Annotated in this window: 16 protein-coding genes; 9 read left to right on the forward strand and 7 right to left on the reverse strand. The window is 64.7% G+C overall.

All coding sequences use genetic code 11. The features are described 5' to 3' along the window. Nucleotides 1–203 precede the first annotated feature (203 nt). Entirely contained in the window at nt 204–1,409 is a 1,206-nt protein-coding gene (locus DEIDE_RS12360; RefSeq protein ID WP_012694300.1) for a trans-sulfuration enzyme family protein, read from the reverse strand. A 137-nt stretch (nt 1,410–1,546) separates the two neighbouring features. Here DEIDE_RS12360 and DEIDE_RS12365 point away from each other — a divergent pair, with 137 nt between their 5' ends. From DEIDE_RS12365 to DEIDE_RS12385, 5 genes are all read left to right on the forward strand, one after another. Further along, entirely contained in the window at nt 1,547–1,753 is a 207-nt protein-coding gene (locus DEIDE_RS12365) for an FmdB family zinc ribbon protein (protein ID WP_012694301.1), read from the forward strand. Continuing rightward, nucleotides 1,750–2,850 carry a S1C family serine protease gene (locus tag DEIDE_RS12370; protein ID WP_012694302.1) on the forward strand — a complete coding sequence of 367 codons (1,101 nt, stop codon included), beginning with the start codon at nt 1,750–1,752 and terminating at the stop codon, nt 2,848–2,850. Before DEIDE_RS12365 ends, DEIDE_RS12370 begins: the two co-directional genes overlap by 4 nt. A gap of 68 nt (nt 2,851–2,918) precedes the next feature. After that, nucleotides 2,919–3,530: a deoxynucleoside kinase gene (locus DEIDE_RS12375; protein ID WP_012694303.1), complete on the forward strand. Its 612-nt coding sequence runs from the start codon at nt 2,919–2,921 to the stop codon at nt 3,528–3,530. Nucleotides 3,531–3,603: 73 nt separating this feature from the next. After that, a complete protein-coding gene (locus DEIDE_RS12380) occupies nt 3,604–4,227 on the forward strand; it encodes a deoxynucleoside kinase (RefSeq protein WP_012694304.1) in 624 nt (207 codons plus the stop codon). 32 nt (nt 4,228–4,259) lie between these two features. Continuing rightward, nucleotides 4,260–5,741 carry a UDP-N-acetylmuramoyl-L-alanyl-D-glutamate--2,6-diaminopimelate ligase gene (locus tag DEIDE_RS12385; RefSeq protein WP_012694305.1) on the forward strand — a complete coding sequence of 494 codons (1,482 nt, stop codon included), beginning with the start codon at nt 4,260–4,262 and terminating at the stop codon, nt 5,739–5,741. Here the strand turns inward: DEIDE_RS12385 and DEIDE_RS12390 are convergent. After that, nucleotides 5,733–6,374, reverse strand: a complete 642-nt coding sequence (locus tag DEIDE_RS12390; RefSeq protein ID WP_162485466.1) for a hypothetical protein — start codon at nt 6,372–6,374, stop codon at nt 5,733–5,735. The two genes, DEIDE_RS12385 and DEIDE_RS12390, sit on opposite strands and share 9 nt — an antisense overlap. Nucleotides 6,375–6,557: 183 nt before the next feature. Between DEIDE_RS12390 and DEIDE_RS12395 the strand changes: the two genes are divergently transcribed. Beyond that, on the forward strand, nt 6,558–7,961 hold the full coding sequence (locus DEIDE_RS12395; RefSeq protein ID WP_012694307.1) for an RtcB family protein: 1,404 nt from the start codon (nt 6,558–6,560) through the stop codon (nt 7,959–7,961). Nucleotides 7,962–8,220: 259 nt separating this feature from the next. Here the strand turns inward: DEIDE_RS12395 and DEIDE_RS18075 are convergent, their stop codons facing one another. Both DEIDE_RS18075 and DEIDE_RS12405 read right to left on the reverse strand, forming a co-directional pair. Continuing rightward, nucleotides 8,221–11,172, reverse strand: a complete 2,952-nt coding sequence (locus tag DEIDE_RS18075; protein WP_083764260.1) for a PAS domain S-box protein — start codon at nt 11,170–11,172, stop codon at nt 8,221–8,223. A gap of 79 nt (nt 11,173–11,251) precedes the next feature. Continuing rightward, complete coding sequence (locus tag DEIDE_RS12405) at nt 11,252–11,938, reverse strand: HAD family hydrolase (protein WP_012694309.1); 687 nt, start codon at nt 11,936–11,938, stop codon at nt 11,252–11,254. A gap of 98 nt (nt 11,939–12,036) precedes the next feature. Here DEIDE_RS12405 and DEIDE_RS12410 point away from each other — a divergent pair, with 98 nt between their 5' ends. Next, a complete protein-coding gene (locus tag DEIDE_RS12410; RefSeq protein ID WP_012694310.1) occupies nt 12,037–12,648 on the forward strand; it encodes a DedA family protein in 612 nt (203 codons plus the stop codon). Nucleotides 12,649–12,824: 176 nt separating this feature from the next. On the opposite strand, the gene DEIDE_RS12415 is transcribed toward DEIDE_RS12410, so the two are convergent. Continuing rightward, entirely contained in the window at nt 12,825–15,050 is a 2,226-nt protein-coding gene (locus DEIDE_RS12415) for an MMPL family transporter (protein WP_012694311.1), read from the reverse strand. Between the two features lie 109 nt (nt 15,051–15,159). Then, entirely contained in the window at nt 15,160–15,954 is a 795-nt protein-coding gene (locus tag DEIDE_RS12420) for an APH(3') family aminoglycoside O-phosphotransferase (protein WP_041227266.1), read from the reverse strand. Between the two features lie 224 nt (nt 15,955–16,178). Between DEIDE_RS12420 and DEIDE_RS12425 the strand changes: the two genes are divergently transcribed. Further along, on the forward strand, nt 16,179–17,084 hold the full coding sequence (locus DEIDE_RS12425) for an acyl-CoA dehydratase activase-related protein (protein WP_012694313.1): 906 nt from the start codon (nt 16,179–16,181) through the stop codon (nt 17,082–17,084). Further along, entirely contained in the window at nt 17,081–17,446 is a 366-nt protein-coding gene (locus DEIDE_RS12430) for a hypothetical protein (RefSeq protein WP_012694314.1), read from the forward strand. Before DEIDE_RS12425 ends, DEIDE_RS12430 begins: the two co-directional genes overlap by 4 nt. Nucleotides 17,447–17,610: 164 nt before the next feature. Here DEIDE_RS12430 and DEIDE_RS12435 read toward each other — a convergent pair whose 3' ends face one another. Continuing rightward, nucleotides 17,611–18,282 (reverse strand): DUF2270 domain-containing protein, encoded by a 672-nt coding sequence (locus DEIDE_RS12435; protein WP_012694315.1) that lies wholly within the window; start codon nt 18,280–18,282, stop codon nt 17,611–17,613. Between the last annotated feature and the right edge of the window lie 136 nt (nt 18,283–18,418).

Raw genomic sequence — 18,418 nt, forward strand, 5'->3', positions numbered from 1 at the left:
CACTTACCGGAGTAAGTCGGGTAGGCCCGTGAGTAAGGGGCCTGGAGGCATCCGCAGAAACATCGCCGACCTCCACCTCGTATCCTGTCTGCGCCAGTAAATGCAGCTGACAGGCCTTGCGCTGCCCTGTTTCGTGTGAACCCGACACCAAAGGTTCACCGGGCAGCATAGCATCTGCCCGGAGCCTCAGGTGAGTATTTAGCTCAAAGGGAGACGGTTGTGCGTTCCTCGGCAGCCTGCAGGGCCTGAAGCACATCGTCAATCAGGTCCTGGGGGTCCTCGATGCCCACCGAGAGGCGCACCAGTCCAGGTGTAACGCCCTGGCGGGCCAGCGTTTCTTCGCCCAACAGCTGATGGGTGGTGCTGGCCGGGTGGCACGACAGGCTTTCCACGTCGCCCAAGCTGACGGCCTGAGTAAAAAGCTTCAGGGCGTTCAGGAACCGGAAGGCAGCGTCCTGTGAACCCAAATCCAGGCTGACCAGCCCCCCGTAGGCCTTCATCTGCCGGCCGGCCAGCTCATGGCCCGGGTGTGTGGGCAATCCCGGGTAGTGAACCGCCTGTATCCCTGGGTGGCCCAGCAGCGCAGTCGCCAGGGCCTGCGCGCCAGAGCAGTGGGCTTCCATCCGCAGCGGCAGGGTTTTCAGGCCTCGCAGCAGCAGGTAAGCCTCAAAGGGTGCCAACACCGAGCCCACATGGCGGAGCCCATGCAGACGCAGTTCAGCCACCAGTTCGGCTCCCGCAGCGACCACCCCGGCCACCACGTCACCGTGTCCGCTGATGTACTTGGTGGCCGAGTGCATCACGAGGTCCGCGCCGTGCTCCAGCGGCCGGGTCAGGTAGGGCGTGGAAAAGGTGTTGTCCACGACCACCAGGGCTCCGGCAGCGTGGGCAATGTCGCTGGCTGCCTGCAGGTCCACCACGCGGAGAGTGGGGTTGGTGGGGGTTTCCAGCCAGACCAGACGGGTGCGGCTGTTCATTACGTCCCGCAGTTCGTCCAGATCACGCACGTCGTGCACCCTGACGTCAAAGCGGCCGAGAATGTCGCGCAGCAGTCCCTCGGTGCCGCCGTACAGCGGCCCCATGAAGGCGACCTCGTCCCCCGCCTTGAGGAAGGTCAGGGCAATGGCGCTCGCTGCCCCCATGCCACTGCCGAAGGCCACGGCGTCTCCGGCTTCTTCCAGGCTGGCGACCTTCTCCTCGAAGGCACGCACAGTGGGGTTGCTCAGACGAGAGTAGAAATAACCACTTTCCTCGCCAGCAAACAGGCGGGCGCCACGCTCGGCACTGCCGTAGCCGAAGGTAGAGGTGGCATAGATAGGCACGGCGTGCGCCCCCGTGACAGGATCAAGGCCGTGGCCAGCATGCACCGCCCGGGTACGGAACCCGAACTCCTTGGATTGTTGAGCCATACCTGACTGTACTGTCTAGACGAGCGCTCCGGCCAGCGAATCTGAACGCCCTGAAAAGACGGGTCGCATGCCTTTCCCATAAGGGCTGCGTTAGGATTGGCGCACTGCCCCTTTACGGGGCTGCACGGAGACTGCACATGCCCACGTACCTGTACAAGAACATCGAAACCGGCGAGATCTACGAGCTGATCCAAAGTATGCGCGACGCCCCTTACACCCGTCACCCCGAAACCGACGTGGCCATCAAACGGATCCTGGCCCGCCCCGGCATTGCTTTCAAAGGCAGCGGCTTTTATGTCAACGACTCCCGCCCCAAGGATGAGGGCAGCAAAGGCAGCGAGTGAAAGCAGCGCGCGCCCTGGCATTGGCGGCGCTTCTGACAGCAGCGGCCACGGGCGCGTATGTCACTGGCCGTGTCACGGCGCAAAAGGCCCTCGTCACGAATGACGAAATCAATACGGTCGAGGTCACCCAGAAGGCCCTGCAGGCGGTTGTCCGGGTGGATGTCCGCCTGCGCAAGGACGCTTTGCAGCCCGGGGACGACCCCAACGAGACCGGCAGCGGGTTTTTCTACAAGAAGGACCTGATCGTCACCAACTACCACGTCATTCAGTACCAGGAGTCGATCAGCGTGGTCCTCTACAACGGCCGACGGGTCCCGGCGCGGATCGAGGGCGTGGACCGCGATATCGATATCGCCGTGCTGCGGGTCAGCGGCGTCACGGCACCCAAAACCCTGGCCTTCGGTCAGAGCGCCCGGCTGATCCCGGGGCAGAAGCTCATCACTATCGGCACGCCCCTGAAGATCCAGAACTTCGTGAGCACAGGAGTGTTCAGCGTGCTCGCCAGCGCGCGTGACGTGCCGCGCGGTGACAATCTGGCGCAGGAGGTCGGGCAGTACCTGATCACCACCGCCAGCATCCAGCAGGGCAACAGCGGCGGGCCTATCCTGGATTCCCGCGGCGCGGTCGTGGGTGTGGCCGACGCGAATGCCGCCCCCAACGCCGTGGTGCCGGGCGTGATCGGCATTGCACTGCCGGGTGACCTGGTCAAACAGAGCCTGGATGATCTGGAAAAGATCGGGGTTCCGCAGCGCGGCACGCTGGGCGTCACCCTGGTGGATCTGGATACCCTGGACCCGGCGCTGCGCAACCTTGCCGGCCTGAGCAGCAGCGAAGGCGCCCTGGTGGACGAGGTCCCGGCCGGCACGGCAGGCGCACGTGCGGGCCTGCGCGGCTCGCTGCGCAACAGCCGCGGGCAGCTGCTTTCACCCCTGGGCGACATCATCGTGGCGGTCAACGGGCAGCGGGTCCAGAGTTCTTTCGACGTGGTGCGGCTGGTGGCCGCCAAGCGCCCGGGACAGACCATCACGCTGCGGGTGTGGCGAAACAAGAAGGCTGTGGACGTGAAGGTCACGCTGCTCAAACGCACGCTGCAGTAGGCACCTTCCCCTGGACGGGGTTCCTGATCAGGTCTTCATGTCGGAGCAGCGCTATGCTCTGAGCTGTCATGTACGTCGTGGTGGAAGGCCCCATCGGGGTAGGAAAAACAAGCCTGGCCGGGCGGCTCGCCGCGCGCTATGGCGCCGAACTCAACCTGGAAATCGTCGAGGAAAACCCCTTCCTGGCGCGCTTCTATGAGCAGCCGGACGCGTACTCGTTCCAGGTACAGGTCTTCTTTCTGCTCTCACGCTTCAAGCAGCTCTCGGCCCTTTCACAGCCGGGACTGTTCAGCGGGAACGTGGTCAGCGACTACCTGTTCGACAAGGACTTCATCTTTGCGGCCATGAACCTCAAAGACGCTGAATTCCACCTGTACGAGGACCTCTACGCGCACCTCTCGCCGCGCCTGCCCACCCCTGATCTGGTGATCTACCTGCGGGCCGACACCGACGAGCTGCTGCGCCGCATCGCCCGGCGCGGGCGGCCGTTCGAGCGCGATATGCAGGCCAGTTATCTGGCCGAACTGACCAGCCGCTACGACGAGTACTTCCGCACTTACCGCCATCCGCTGCTGACCATCGAGGCCGGCCAGTACGACTTCGTGGGCTGCGCCGAGGATGAACAGGTCATCCTGGAGCGCATTCACGACGCCCTGCAGCCTAAAACAGCCGCCGACTGATCCGCCCTTCGCTGCTTTCTGCTTCTCGCGCCTGCCCGGGGCCTGCCGGCGCATCCACGCAAGGTGGTCTGATATGTACCTCGCCATTTCCGGCAACATCGGCAGCGGCAAAAGCACCCTGACGCGCATGCTCAGCGACCGCTACGGGCTGCGGCCGGTGTACGAGCCCTACGCGGACAATCCCTACCTGGAAGATTTCTACCGGGATATGCGGCGGTACTCGTTTCATTCGCAGGTGTACTTTCTGTCCCGGCGGCTCGAACAGCACCTGAACACGGTGACGGGCGCCCGCTACGTGATCCAGGACCGCACGGTGTTTGAAGACGCCAACATCTTCGCGCGCAACCTGTTCGAATCCGGCCAGATGGAACAGCGCGACTGGGACACCTACCGCGGCCTGTACGAGGGTGTGCTGCCGGCGCTGAGGGTCCCGGACCTGCTGATCCATATTGACGCGTCGCTGCCCACCCTGAAAAAACGCATCGCGCAGCGTGGGCGTGCCTACGAACAGGACATCCCTGACGCGTATCTCGGCGGCCTGAACCGCCTGTACGACGCCTGGGTCAGCACCTTTGACGCCTGTCCGGTGGTGCGGGTCAACGGCGACGAGCTGGATTTCGTGGCCGATCCCGGCGCCTTCCAGTGGGTCTGCACCCGCATTCAGGCCCACGGTATCGGGCTGCCGCTGCTGCGCTGAAAGCAGCCTGCACGGCTGGTACTCTGCCGGACATGCGTCTGCACGATCTGGCCGCCGCTCTGAATGTCCCCACCACCAGCCTGCCGGACCTGCCGGTGGTCGGCGTGACCCACAATGCTGCCTGGGTGCAGCCCGGCTTTGCGTTCGTGGCGATCCGCGGCGCAAAGTTCGACGGCCACAGCTTTCTGCAGCAGGTCAGGGAAGCTGGCGCGGTCGCCGTTCTGGGCGAGGGTATGCCTGACGGTATGAACTCACCGCTGCCCTACCTGACAGTGCCCTCGGCCCGTGCGGCCCTGGCCGACGCGGCAGCAGCCCTGGCCGGGCATCCCAGCCGGGCGCTGAAGGTCGTGGGGGTCACCGGTACCGACGGCAAAACCACCACCAGCTGGCTGACCCGTCATCTGCTGCGCGAGGCTGGCCTGCAGACAGGGCTGCTGTCCACCGTGGGTTTCGAACTGCCTGACGGCGAACTGCGGCATTTTCCGGCCCACTTCACCACCCCTGAGGCCCCGCAGGTGCAACAGACCCTCCAGGACATGGTCGCCGCCGGCGCCAGCGCGGTGGTGCTGGAAGCCAGCAGTCACGCCCTGGCCCTGGACCGGGTACGCGGGGTGGACTGGGACGTGGCGGTATGGACGCACCTGACCAGCGAACATCTGGACTTTCACGGCACGGTGGAAAACTACTTCGCCGACAAGCGCCGGCTGGTCGAGCGCGCGCCGTTTGCGGTCCTGAACGCTGACGACCCCTGGACCGGGCAGCTGCGCGGGGTGGCGCCAGCCGAAACCACCTACAGCCTGGACGGCGCCGGGGCTGACTGGCAGGCCACGGACATCCAGGAACGGCTGACCGGCCTGCATTTCCAGGTTAACTCGCCGCTGGGCGCCTTCGACGCCGCCTTACCGATGATCGGGCGCTTCAACGTGGCCAATGCGCTGGCGGCCATGGCCGCCGCCGCACACCTTGGCGCTGACGCGGCGCAGCTGGCCGCAGGGCTGGCCAGTTTCCGGGGCGTGCCTGGGCGCATGGAACTGGTGCCCGCCGGCGGACAGGAGGTGCGGGTCATCGTGGATTTCGCGCACACGCCGCCCAGCCTGGAAAAAGCACTGAGCACCCTGCGGGCCACCACCACCGGGCGGCTGTGGGTGCTGATCGGCTCGGCCGGTGGTCCCCGTGACCCGGGCAAACGCGCCCCTCTGGGCGAGGTGGCCACCCGTCTGGCCGATCACGCCGTGTTTACCGAGGAAGACAGCCGCGACACGCCGCTGGAAGACATTTTGCGGGAGATGGAACGTGGCGCCCGGCAGGGGGGCCGCACCAACTTCATAAGCATCGGGGACCGGCGTGAGGCGATCAGGCATGTCATTCAGGCGGCGGGCAGTGGCGACACGGTGCTGCTGGCCGGCAAGGGTCCCGAAGACACCCTGGAGCGGCTGACCGGGACCCTGCCCTGGAATGAGGTGCAGGAGGCGCGTGAGGCGCTGGCCCTGCGCGCCACACCCTCTTCAGCGTGACAGGCTTTCCCTGCCGAAGAGGCTGCCGTACACCGCCCGCGCGTTGGGCGTAAAGGCCCCCTGCACCCAATAGGGCAGCCCCGGCGTGGCGTTGGTCACACGGAAGGCCCCGGATTCGCTGGTGGTCATTACGGCGGTCCAGCCGCGGCGCAGCTTCAGGTCGTAATACGAGTTCAGACCCGTGCACCGGCCCTGGATGGTCGAGGCGCGGTCGCTGTAGACCCACTGGGTGCGCCGCGTCGGCTCGGTGGGGTGGTCAGCCTGAAACAGCAGCGCGGCGCTGTTTTTCCCGGCCTGATAGACCAGCAGGCTCTCGGCAATATAGGTGCGCGGCTCGGAGGGCCGGGCCGTGACACCGGAACATACGTTCATGGGAGCCGTCGCGGGGCGGAACGACGCGGGAATGTCGATGCTGAACAGCCCCCCGCGCAGCGTGCTGAGCCCGACGATCCTGCCCTCGGTGAAATTGGCGAGCAGCACGCGCACGTCCTGTTCGCCCAGCTGCGCTTTGACCTGCGCCACGTTGCGGATCTGGCCCTCGATGGCTACGGCCCCTGCGCCGCCCCCGGCACCGAGCAACGCCAGCAGCCCCAGAGACCTGACCATTTTCCTTGCCGTCCACGACGTGTTCATGCCGTGACGCTATGGGCGCGGTTTCATGGGCCTGTCAGGCCAACATGCCTGGAGCGCACCCGGCTACCTGGCGGATGTTGCCGCCTGATCCCAGGCACGAGACTTCAGATCAGGGGCGCAAGCCTCAGGGCTCCTTCATTTGCCCTGATCCGCACACCCACGGCCCCCCAGCAGGATGAATTCATGAACGGCAAACACATTCAGAAGCTCGGCTTCGAAAAGCGGGCGATCAAACTTGCGCTGGACGCCGCCAATCTCCGTGAGGACGCAGGCGCCAAGCGCGGCGACATCCTCGAAGAACTTCAGGCGGTGCAGAACAACCCCACCGGTTACCTCAGCGGTGGCGTGTATGCCGATCTGGCGGCTGAACTTCATGAACAGCAGCAGGCCGGGGTTTCCCGCCAGAGCGCCGCGCTGCGCTCTACGCCTCTGCCCTACCGCGTCTGGGGTCAGGACCTGATCGACCCCGGTGCACACGACCAGATGGACGTTGCCATGCGCCTGCCGGTCAGCCGCGCGGGCGCCCTGATGCCCGACGCCCACGTGGGGTACGGTCTGCCCATCGGCGGCGTCCTGGCCACCGAGAACGCGGTTATTCCCTACGGCGTGGGCGTTGACATCGGCTGCAGCATGATGCTCAGCGTGCTTCCCATCGCGCCCGGGGCCCTGAGCACCGACGAGGCCCGCAGCCTGCTGATGAAACACACCCGCTTCGGTGCCGGCGTGGGCTTCGAGAAACGTGACCGTCAGGACCACGAGGTGCTGCACGAGAGCACCTGGAAGGACCAGCCGCTGCTGCGCCACCTGTACCCCAAGGCCGCCGAGCAGATCGGCACTTCAGGCAGCGGCAACCATTTCGTGGAGTTCGGCACCCTGAAACTGCGGGAAGCCGACCTGGGCATGGAGCCCGGCGAGTACCTGGCGGTGCTGTCACACAGCGGCAGCCGTGGCTTCGGTGCGCAGGTGGCGGGGCACTTCACGGCGCTGGCCCAGAAACTGCACCCCAACCTTGACCGCGCCGCGCAGAAGCTGGCCTGGCTGCCCATGGATACGCATGAGGGCGAGGCCTACTGGCAGGCCATGAATTTGGCCGGCCGCTACGCGCTGGCCAACCACGACCTGATTCACCGCCGGCTGGCCCACGCCCTGAATGTGCGTCCCACCGCGCAGGTCAGCAACAGCCACAACCTGGCCTGGAAGCAGATTCACCAGGGCCGCGAGCTGATTGTTCACCGCAAGGGAGCCACTCCTGCCGAGCGCGGCCGCCTGGGCCTGATTCCGGGCAGCATGGCCGATCCCGGCTTCGTGGTGCGCGGACGCGGCGAGGAAGCTGCGCTGAACAGCGCCAGCCACGGCGCCGGCCGGCAGCTGGGCCGCAAGGCCGCCGCCAACACCCTCGCGAAAAAGGACGTTCAGGGCTACCTGCGCGAGCGGGGCATCACCCTGATCGGCGGCGGCATCGATGAGGCTCCGCAGGCGTACAAACGCATTGAGGACGTGATTGCCCGTCAGAGTGACCTTGTGGACATCGTGGCGGAGTTCCAGCCCCGCGTGGTCCGGATGGATACCGGGAGCGAGGATATTTGAGGGCCCTGTCGACCTGCCCTGGCACAGTCCTCTGCGGCATCTTCCGGGAGCTGGGAAAGTCACCTGACTTAAGCACCATGTCGGCTTCAGCTTCCCAAGCGGTACATATCCGGTCTATGCCTGTGGAAGGCGAGTGACAACGTGACCGGAGCCCCATGAGGTCAACAGTGAGGTCAACTTGCGCCGCCAGGAACAATCGAAGCGTTCCTGGCGGCGCAAGTTGAACATCAGGTGCGACTTGAACACAAAGTTCAGGCCATTATTCCTCGTCTGACTCTGATTCCTGCGCGGCAACAGGCAGGGTGAAGTGAAAAGTGCTTCCTGCGCCGACTTTCGACTCGAGCCACAACCGCCCACCATGCCGCTCCACGATTCGCTTACACAATGCCAGCCCTACGCCGGTGCCTTTGTATTTTTCCCGGTTGTGAAGGCGCTGGAAGACTGTAAAGATCCGGTCGAAGTACTGACGGTCAATGCCGATTCCGTTGTCCTGGACCTGAAAGTGAAAGACCTGTCCTTCCTCGTGTCCCGAGATATGAACTGCCGGCACCATGCCCTCGCGCTGGAACTTGATGCCGTTGCTCACCAGATTCTGAAGCAGTTGCCGGATCTGCACCGGGTCTGCATAAACGCTGGGAAGGGAGTCCCACGACACCACTGCGCCGCTTTCACGGAGGTCTTCTGCGAGGTCACGGGTAATGTCTTCAAGGACCTGACTGGTATCCACCATGGCCAGCTGGTGATTTTCCGCACCGACGCGGGAAAAGGCCAGCAGATCCTGAATCAGGCTGCTCATGCGTCTGGCCGCGTCCACCGTGAAATGAATGTACCGGTCAGCCTTGGAGTCCAGCTGTCCCTGATAGCGCCGGGCCAGCAGTTCAGTAAAGCTGGTAATGGTGCGCAGAGGCTCCTGCAGGTCGTGTGAAGCGACATAAGCGAACTGCTCCAGGTCACGGTTCGAGCGCTCCAGTTCCTCGGTACGCTGGGCGAGTTGCGTCAGGCTGCGCGCGCCTTCGATGGCCAGGCCCAGACTGCGGACCACGCTTTCGAGCACCGCCTTATCAATATTGGTCCAGACGCGGCTGTCAAACAGGGCCACGGCAAAAACGCCGATGCGCTCGCCATTCACAATGACCGGCAGAACCGCGCTGGCTCCAAAATGCCTGGTCGCTTCGCCCAGGTTGTCGATACTGGTGTCGTAGACATCCAGGTAATGCGCCTGCCCCTGCGTCCACGCAGGAATGAAATTGCGGGTGGTGTCGTAGGGCAGTCCACCTTCCACAGCCTGCTGGAGCCCCGGACTGCCCCATTGCCCCACGATGGACCGGAGCCGCCACGTCTGCCCTTCAAGTTCGTAGTAGGCGGCGTGTCCATCGGGCAGCATAGACATCACCACTTCCTGAGCGCGGCGGATCAGTGCCACGACGTCACTCTTCAGGGTCAGGTCGCGGGTCAGGCTGGCAAAGGCCTCCAGAGCTCTGGTTCTTGCTTCCAGTTCAGCGTTCTGCACTGCCAGACGCACTGACTGATCAGCACGTTCCAGAGCCAGATTCAGGCTGCGTCCCACCGCCCTGACCAGAGCCTTGTCAGGCTCTGACCACGTGCGGGTGTCTTTCAGTCCCACGGACAGCAGGCCCACCACCTCGCCACCCAGCATCAGGGGATAGGCGGCAATAGAACCGAACTGTTCCGTTTCGCGCACCTGTTCGCGCTGCGCGTCCCAGGCATCAGCGAATTGCGCCTCTCTTGCCCGAAGCGTCTGTGCGATCAATGGCGTTTCGGATGGCAGCCCAGACGTAATCACCGCGAGCGTCTCCTGCGGCAGGTCCAAGGTCCACTCCCGGGCTTTCCACAGACCGTCGTCGAATTCATAGTAGGCCGCACTGACTCCGCTGAAGCGCGTCTGGATCACTGCCAGTGCCTGCCGGATCAGCACAGATGGCTCCGTCTGGGTGCCGACAGCTTCCGTATACGCCACGAAAGCGTCCAGGGACGCCGTCTGAGCCTCCAGCGCCTGCGTCCGCTGTTCGACCCGCTGCTCCAGCGTGGCGTTCAGGGTCCGCACTTCCTCTTCTGCCCGCTTCAGGTTCGTGATGTCCTTGACCACGCCCAGCATGTATTCCTTGTTGCCTTCCTGGTCCTGCAACGCTCGGGCGCGGGTCCAGATCCAGCGCTCCTGACCGTCGGCCCGGCGCACGCGGCACTCGATGTCCCAGGCCTCACCCTTTGCCACGGCACTCTGGAACTTCTGGTCCACGTAGTCCCGGTGTTCCGGCACGACATGATCCAGAAACGTCTCGTAAGTCCAGGTCGCGTGACCCTGGGGATAGCCGAAAATGGTGTCGTGCTGCAGCGACCGCCACGATGAGTGGTCCCGCAGGTCCAGTTCCCAGTCGCCCAGTTCGGCAGCTTCAAGCGCAAAGCGCAGGCGCGACTGGCTCTCGCTCAACGCACGCTCGGCCTCCATGCGCGCTGTGATGTCGCGGGACACGGCCAGCAACCGCTCTATCTTTCCGTTTGCAGTACGGAGGGGACTGACCGTGACTTCCCACCAGCGGGGCGTGCCCTTGAAGGTGCGTGCAAAGCCCTGGAATGATGCAGTCTTTCCCTGCCGGGCAGCGTCGAGCGCCGCCTCGACTTCTGCCCGGTTCTCCCCTTCCCAGAAGGTCGGCCAGAAGGCCAGCTCGCAGGCGCTGAAATCATCCACTTCCATGACATGCTGACCGCCGGCATTCATGCTGAGCAGCTGGGCTTCCATGTTGAGCACCTTGATGCAGTCAGAACTCTCGTCGATGACGTGCTGTAAGAAGGCCTGCTGTTCGCTCATTTCCGGAACCGAGAACCGGAAACGGTGAATGTCGGTCGCAGCCGTAATCCAGGCGCCCGCTGCGGCCGTCCCGGGCAGGGCGCGGGTATCCAGCTGAAACCAGCGGTACTGACCGTCATGGCCGCGCATGCGCAGTTCAGTCTGATGTTCCTGCACTCCATGCGGAGGCTGAAGCTGGTCCTGGTCCTCAGGGTGGACCAGATGCTCCAGGGAACGTCCAACCAGTGTGTCTTCCCCCAGGCCGCAATAAGACAGCAGGGCCGCGTTGATTGCCAGCACACGTCCCTGCTGGTCGGTGGTCCAGGTGGGGTGGGGCTGGGCCACAGCCAGAAGACGATCCGGCTCTCGCGGCCCACTGTCAGAAGCTGCTGGTGGGACGTGCATCTCTTTATGCTATCGGGTAGCGGGGCATCATGTGCATCGTGAAGAGACCCTAAGGCATAGAACGCGTGTGACGCGGAAGTTACTGGTGTCCTGCCAGGAACCTTTCGTCTTCTCCCAGGGCACGCAACAGTCCTTCCAGGCCTCCCGCATACCCATCATCCAGTCGCGCCCAGGAAGGCGGAAACGGCTGCGTGCGTGTCACGTCATTGGGCACCACCACCACCCGCATTCCAGCCGCGACCGCCGCCGTCGCTCCGTTCAGGCTGTCCTCGACGGCCACGCACTCCTCCGGACGCAGTCCGAGACGCGAGGCCGCCAGCAGATACAGCTCCGGATCTGGTTTGACGCGCGCCACATCGTCGCGGGTGGCCAGGATTTCGAAGTGATCCAGCAGGTCATGCTGGCCCATCCAGCGCGTGACCCACTGGCGGTCGCTGCTGGTGGCCAGGGCCAGGCGGTAACCAGCAGGCCGGACAGCGTCGAGCACCGCACGGACCCCAGGGCGCAGGTCCTGTTCGGAGATGTCGCTGACAATACGGCTGTGCAGGTCGGCATGGACCTGCTGGCGGTCGGCCCGGACGTGTTCCGGCAACCCGGCCCAGGGATCAAAGGCGTCCCAGGTTCCCACCCCACGTTGCCAGTCGCGCAGATGCAGCTCGCAGCCATGCTGCTGATACAGCTGCTGCCAGTGCACAAACTCCCGGGTCTCGGTATCCAGGATGGTGCCGTCGAAGTCAAAAATCAGCGCTTTGAGAGCCGGAGCCATAGCTGCGAGTGTAGGCGGCGCACGTCCGCCCGGCCACTTGAGCTGGGCTTGACTTAAGGTGGATGTCAGCGTCACACGGAGCCGCTAGGCTGCGGGGTATGGCCGAGTGGGTACAGAATCTGATGGACAGCATGGGGTATCTGGGGATCCTGTTGCTGATGGTAATCGAGAACGTATTTCCCCCTATTCCAAGCGAATTGATCATGCCCTCGGCCGGCTTTGCCGCGTCGCGCGGCGATATGAATCTGGCCCTGGTGGTGCTGATGGGCACACTGGGCAGCGTGCTGGGCACCCTGCCTCTGTACTACCTGGGCCGGGCGTTCGGGGAAGAGCGGCTGGTCGCCTGGGCCGACAAATACGGCAAGTGGCTCACACTGAGCGGCAAGGACATCCGCAAGGCTGACGACTGGTTTGACCGCCACGGGACCAAAGCGGTGCTGTTCGGACGTATGGTGCCGGGCATCCGCAGCCTGCTGAGCCTGCCGGCCGGCATGAGTGAGATGCCGCTGCCCAAGTTCCTGATCTACAGTGCCATCGGCTCGGCAATGTGGGCGTCGGTGCTGGCAGGAGCCGGCTACATGCTGGGCGAGAACTACGACAAGGTCGAGCATTACGTGGCGCCGGTCAGCAAAATCGTTCTGGGAGTGCTGATCGTCGCGGCGGCTGTGTGGTTCATGCGCCGCAAGCGTTCTCAGAGCGCGGGCAGCTGAGCACAGAAGGCCCACAGTTGCAGGGAGAGGCCATTTCGCCTCTCCCCTTTCTGTACCCATTTTCTGTGCTTCCACCATCCCCGGCAGGTCCGCGCTGCATTCCGGCCTATGGGTCAGGAATCGCCCGCAACTCCTCTGGCACCCCGCTTCCTGCCCTTGAAGCCATGCATCCCGCTTCAATGTTCGATATGTACGTGTGGCAACCGCCGGTCGAGCCAGCCGGGCAGCCACCAGTTCCAGCGCCCGGCGAGCTTCAGGAAAGCCGGCACCAGCACCAGCCGGACCAGCGTGGCGTCCAGCAGCACGGCGGTGGCCAGCCCCAGTCCGATGCTTTTGCTGGCCACCACCCGGCCGACCGTGAAGGCCGAAAATACGATGAACATGATCACGGCGGCGCTGGTAATAATCCGTGCAGTGCGGCCCACCGCCAGCACGACCGCCTCATCATTGGAGGCGCCGCGCAGGTGCTCTTCCTGCACGCGGGACAGCAGAAAAATCTCGTAGTCCATGCTCAGGCCGAACATCACCGCAAACAGCAGCAGCGGCAGGCTGGAGTCCAACACACCAACATCGTTGGGAATGCCCAGCAGCCCCGCCATCACTCCGTTCTGAACGACCATCGTGACCACGCCATAGGCCGCACCTACCGTCAGCGCGTTCATGATGATGCTTTTCAGGGGAATCAGGAGGCTGCGAAATGCCACCATCAGCAGCAGGAAGGTCCCCACGAATACCGTGATCACTGCAACCGGCATGGCGCCGGTGATGGCGTGGCTGAAGTCCCGCTCGCCGATAGGCGCGCCACCCATCAGATAGGGAAAGCGGGCCGCGTCCAGCGCCTCACGCAGCCGGGCCTCGAAGGGTTCAATCTGATCGGCACGCAGGTACTGCTCGGGAATAACAGTCACGCGCAGCAGCTCACGGTCGCGGCTGAATGACCGCTGGTTCAGGGCCGTCACCGCGCCCAGGCTCTGAAGGCCACTGCTGGCACCCGCCGCGCCCCCCAGATCTTCAGGCTGTAGGAACGGGCTGATCACGGCCCGTACACCCGGCACCTCCCGCAGGGTCTGCACGGTGTCGCGGAAGGCTTCGCGCTCTGCTGGACCATACCGCTGTCCCTGCAGGTCCAGCACCACCTCGAACTGACTGAGCAGTCCCCCGGCACCCAGGTCGCGCACGTCGGCCAGCGCATCTCGGCTTTCTACACCCGGCGTCAGCCCCCAGGCCCCCGCGTAGCCGGTTCGCATGTTCAGAGCCGGAAGGGCCAGCACCAGCAGGAAAGCCGTGCTGAGCACCACCGCCAGCACAGGACGGGCCGTAACCCGCCGCGCAAAGGCAGTCCAGGCCTGGGACGCAGCCGGACTCTGGCCCCAGGGAAAGCGGATGATGCGGGGACTGTTGACGCGCTCGCCCAGCAGGGCCAGGAGCGCTGGCAGCGCCGTCAGGCTGGCCACCACAGTAAGCAGCACAACCAGCACCCCGCCCAGGCCCATGCTGCGGACAAACGCGATGGGCGGCAGGATCAGTGCAGCCATGGCGATAGCAACAGTCAGGCCGCTGAAAGCGACGCTGCGCCCGGCGCTCAGCATGGTGCGGGCGGCAGCGGCGCGGGAGTCGTGATCCCTGGCCAGTTCCTCCCGGAAGCGGTTGACCATCAACAGCGCGTAGTCGATTCCGGCGCCCAGACCCAGCATGGTGATGATGCTCTGCGCAAAGGTGCTGACCTCGGTCACACGCGTCAGGCCCCACACGCCGGCCATGGCCACCGTGATGCTCAGCAGCCCCACAATCAGCGGCAGGCCGGTGGCCACCAGCGCTCCAAAGACGATCAGCAGGACCAGTGCGGTCAGCGGAAGGGCGGCAAATTCGCTGCGTTTGGTGTCTTCCTCGGCATAGAGCGTAAAGTCGTCGGCTATGGCCTGCCCGCCCGTCACCTGGATACGCAGCGCCGGCGAATTGACCCGGGCTGCGTAGGCGCGCAGCCGCGCGACGGTTTCGCTGGCCCCTTCGTCCACGGGAATCTGGACCAGGGTCAGGGCTCGCTCTCCACGCTCATCGGTGGTGGGCACCGCACCGCCTGCGTCGGCCCGCACCACCCTCGACACGCCTTCGATGTCATCCAGGCCATCGGCGAAGCGGTCGTACGCAGCCTGTCCCGCCGGCGTGGTCAGCGGCGGCACAGAGTGGGTCACCAGCAGCGCGGTGTTGTTGTCCTTCTCTCCGAAGCGCTCGCGCAGCAGCCGCGTGACGCGGGCGCTCTCTGTGTTCTGTAATTCACCGGGATTGGCACTCAGCGCGCCGGGGGCACGGGCCGCGAGCGGTGCACACAACGCGACGATCAGCACCCACACCAGCAGCACGCTCCAGGGGTGCCGGGAGACCAGAGACGAGAGGGCTCGCATACCCGCGCAGTAGACCATGTGTTCCTGACGCAGGCCGGTGCATCTGAAGCCTCAGGGCAGGGCAGCGAAGACGAAAGTCCTGGATGAATGGAAGCTGCTCAGGCCGGGATCAGAACAGTTCGTCGAGCAGCGCGTAATAGTCCAGGCGACTCTGGTCGACCAGCGCGGGGCCATACAGGTCCAGGAACATGCCGGCATAGGTCTCACCCAGGTTGTACTGGACACTGCGCCAGGCCAGGGCCAGATCCGCATGCCGGTCCGCCAGGCCAGCGCGGCCCACGTCCACCAGTCCCTCGACAAACTCACCGCTGATGATGAAGTTGGGCAGGCAGGCGTCTCCGTGCGTGACGACCAGATCCTCTGTCTCCGGGCGGCAGCGGACCAGTTCATTGAACACGCTCACGGCGCTGCGGCCCTGTCTGTGGCTATCGAAATCGGCCTCGTCCACCACACCTGCCTCGACCCGTTCGCGCGCCACATGCAGGGTGTACGCCAGGGTCATGTTGAAGGGACAGTCGCGCAGGGGCAGCGCGTGCAGTTCGCGCAGCGCCCGTGCCAGCAGGGTGACCACCCGTTCCGGGTGCAGGGTGGCATCCGGGTCACTCATGGGAATGCCCGGCACGCGGGTCATGGCCAGATATTCGGTGTCTCCGTGGGTCTCATAGCCAATCACACGCGGCACCGGCACCCGCCCGGCGAAAAACCGCAGCCGCTCGCGCTCCTGCTGCAGGGTGCTGACCGGTGCCGCACTGCGGGTCTGCACCTTGACGACATAGCGGGTGCTGCGCCATACGCCTGCGCCGCTCTCCCCCAGTGAGACCCGCTCCCAGCGGGCGGCAGGCAGCACGCGCTTCAGGGACTCGGGCAGGGCCAGGACATCAGGCAGGCTCACGCGGCGCAGCATAGCGGCCTCACCCGGACGCCGTCTGCCGCATTGCCTCCGGAGGGCAATGCCCACAGCCGCGCTTCTCTTGCGCACTCTGAACATCCCGTATCCGTGCTGTCCGGCACCCACCCGTTTTGCGAAGGACCGGGCCCGCAACCGCATCACACACTGCGCAGCGGCGCTTCACACCAAAGGTGCCGTGCGGGACCCTTCGGAAAGGCTCAGCGCGTACACTACTGAGAATGAAGGTTGGTCTGCTGGAATCACGTGCCGCGCGGCTGGGAAGCTACTGGGCGGCGTACCTCAAGGAACTTGGGGTAGAGGTCGTCACGCCCTCCCTTCCCGACGCTGAAGCGCTGGCGCTGGGTCAGGAAAGCCTGAAGAGCGAATCGCTGCCGGTACAGCTGGCCCTGGGGCGCATCCTGGCGCTGGACGGAGTGGACGCGGTGCTGATGCCGCAATGGGCGCCAGTCCAGGGTGACGCCTGGAGCGAGGCGCTGGGCGAGCTGCTCTCACGCCGCATCAGCGGCCTGCCGAACATGATCCCGGTTCCCGATACCAGTGAAGGCCTGGAAAGCGCGGCGGCGGAGATCGGCCTGCGCCTGTCACAGAATGCTGGTGGGGTCCGCCTGGCTCTGGAACGTGCCCGGATTCATGCCGCCGGCCCGCGCGCGGAGATGCCGCCCCTGAATGCACCGTCGCGTGTGACGGTCGGTGTTATCGGTCCGCGCATCCTGCTGGCTGAGGATGTCCTGGCTGGTCAGCTGCGTCAGGCCCTGGACGCGCTGGGGCTGCACGCCGTCTACAGCCATGAACTGCCGCTGACAGAAGTGCTGAAGCGCGCCGAGCGAATGGACAATGTGGCCACGGCTCCCACCGGCGAGCGTGAACTGTTCGGGGCCGCCTCCATGCTTTCGGGCAAGGGAGCGGTGCGCGGCCTGATTTTCGCCTCACCCGCCCGCGACGGCGCGTCGCACGCCGCCCTGCAGCGGCTGGCAGCCCAGCAGCACAAGCCCTCGCTGGTCATGACCGTAGACGCCGGTGAGGCTGAAGCCAGCGCGGGAAGCTGGCCAGAACTGGAAGCTTTCCGTGACCGCATTACCCTGGGCGCTTCTGCCCGGGCCGTCACACCAGGAGAGAGCGCATGAAGGCCTGGCAATGGTTGACCATGTCCGATCCCACCCCTGGGTTCAACAGGACCAAAATGCTGCGGCTGGCTGTCCGGGTGCTGCTGTTCTCGCTGGTGGCCACACTGATCAGCAGCCTGCTGCAGCTCACACCAGTGGGGCCGTACCTGAATACCTGGTGGGGCAGCCTGCTGTTTATTCTGGCGCTGTACATACCGGTCGCCCGCTACATGATGCTGGACTTCGGCGCCCGGCGCCCGGCAGGCGGACGTGGCGTTCAGAACAGCACCCGGACAACCGCGAGTCGTACCGAGCGGCGCAAGCAGCGCAACCGCTACGCGGGAGTCAAGAAAGGCGCACCCAAATACGGTGGTCGTCGCTAAGGCAGCCTGTTATCTGAAGCCGCTGGGAGGCATGCCTCCCAGCGGCTCTGTCATTTGACGCGTGGTCCTCTACGTGCCCGGAAGCAGCTGGCCTGACGCTCCAGGCATCTACGCGGTTCAGGCGATGTCACTGTGGAACACCTTGTCGGGGAACCCCTGAAAGGTCAGCCCTCTTCCAGAGGGTAGGTCCGGGCTGCACGTATGGCCAGAGTGATCAGGTAGCCGTAGAACCCGGTCACACCTACAAACACCAGCCAGCCGGGAAAATTGCCGATATCGGCCAGAGACAGTGCATCAGGAAATTCTAGCATCCAGCCCTTGGGCTGGTCCAGGTTCAGCTTCGCAAGCCAGGCCAGCAGCACCGCGCTATAAATCCACAGATAGTTGCGGCCCAGGCGCCAGCCCAGAGCGTCGGCGCGGCTCATCGGGCTGCGGGGTTTGGCCAGCTCGGCCAGCAGCAGCTGATGCCAGCCGGGGTCCACGTGGTCTCCCAGCATGGCCGGATAAAAGAAACGTTCCATAATGCGTACCCGGTGATGCGCGATCTCGTAGGTACGGAATCGGCGTGCCTCCAGGCGAAGAAAAAAGTAGTTCATGAACATCGCGAACAGGAAGGTCGCGTGGCTGGTGTTGACATCACCCAGCGCAAATGACGAGAGACCGGCTGTGGTGACCACCGACCAGTTGGTGGTCATATCCAGCCGCTGCCGGTAGGCGGTCATCTTGCCGACCTCAGCGCGGTACAGGTGAATCAGCGCGTTGGACGTATTGGTGCTGTAGCTGACTTCTGTCAGACCACCAGTCAGGGCCCCAGGGCCGCCCCCCGTGCCGGGCATCAGGAGAGCCTCGCCTTCATGGCTCTCAGGGTACCGCGTCTGACGCTTATGGGAACATCCTCCACGGCGCAAGCAGAACATCTTGAGACTTCGTTCAGAGTAGAACGCCTCGTGAGGATGTACGGAGTTTCACACC

Source organism: Deinococcus deserti VCD115 (assembly GCF_000020685.1).
GTDB classification, from domain to species: domain Bacteria; phylum Deinococcota; class Deinococci; order Deinococcales; family Deinococcaceae; genus Deinococcus; species Deinococcus deserti.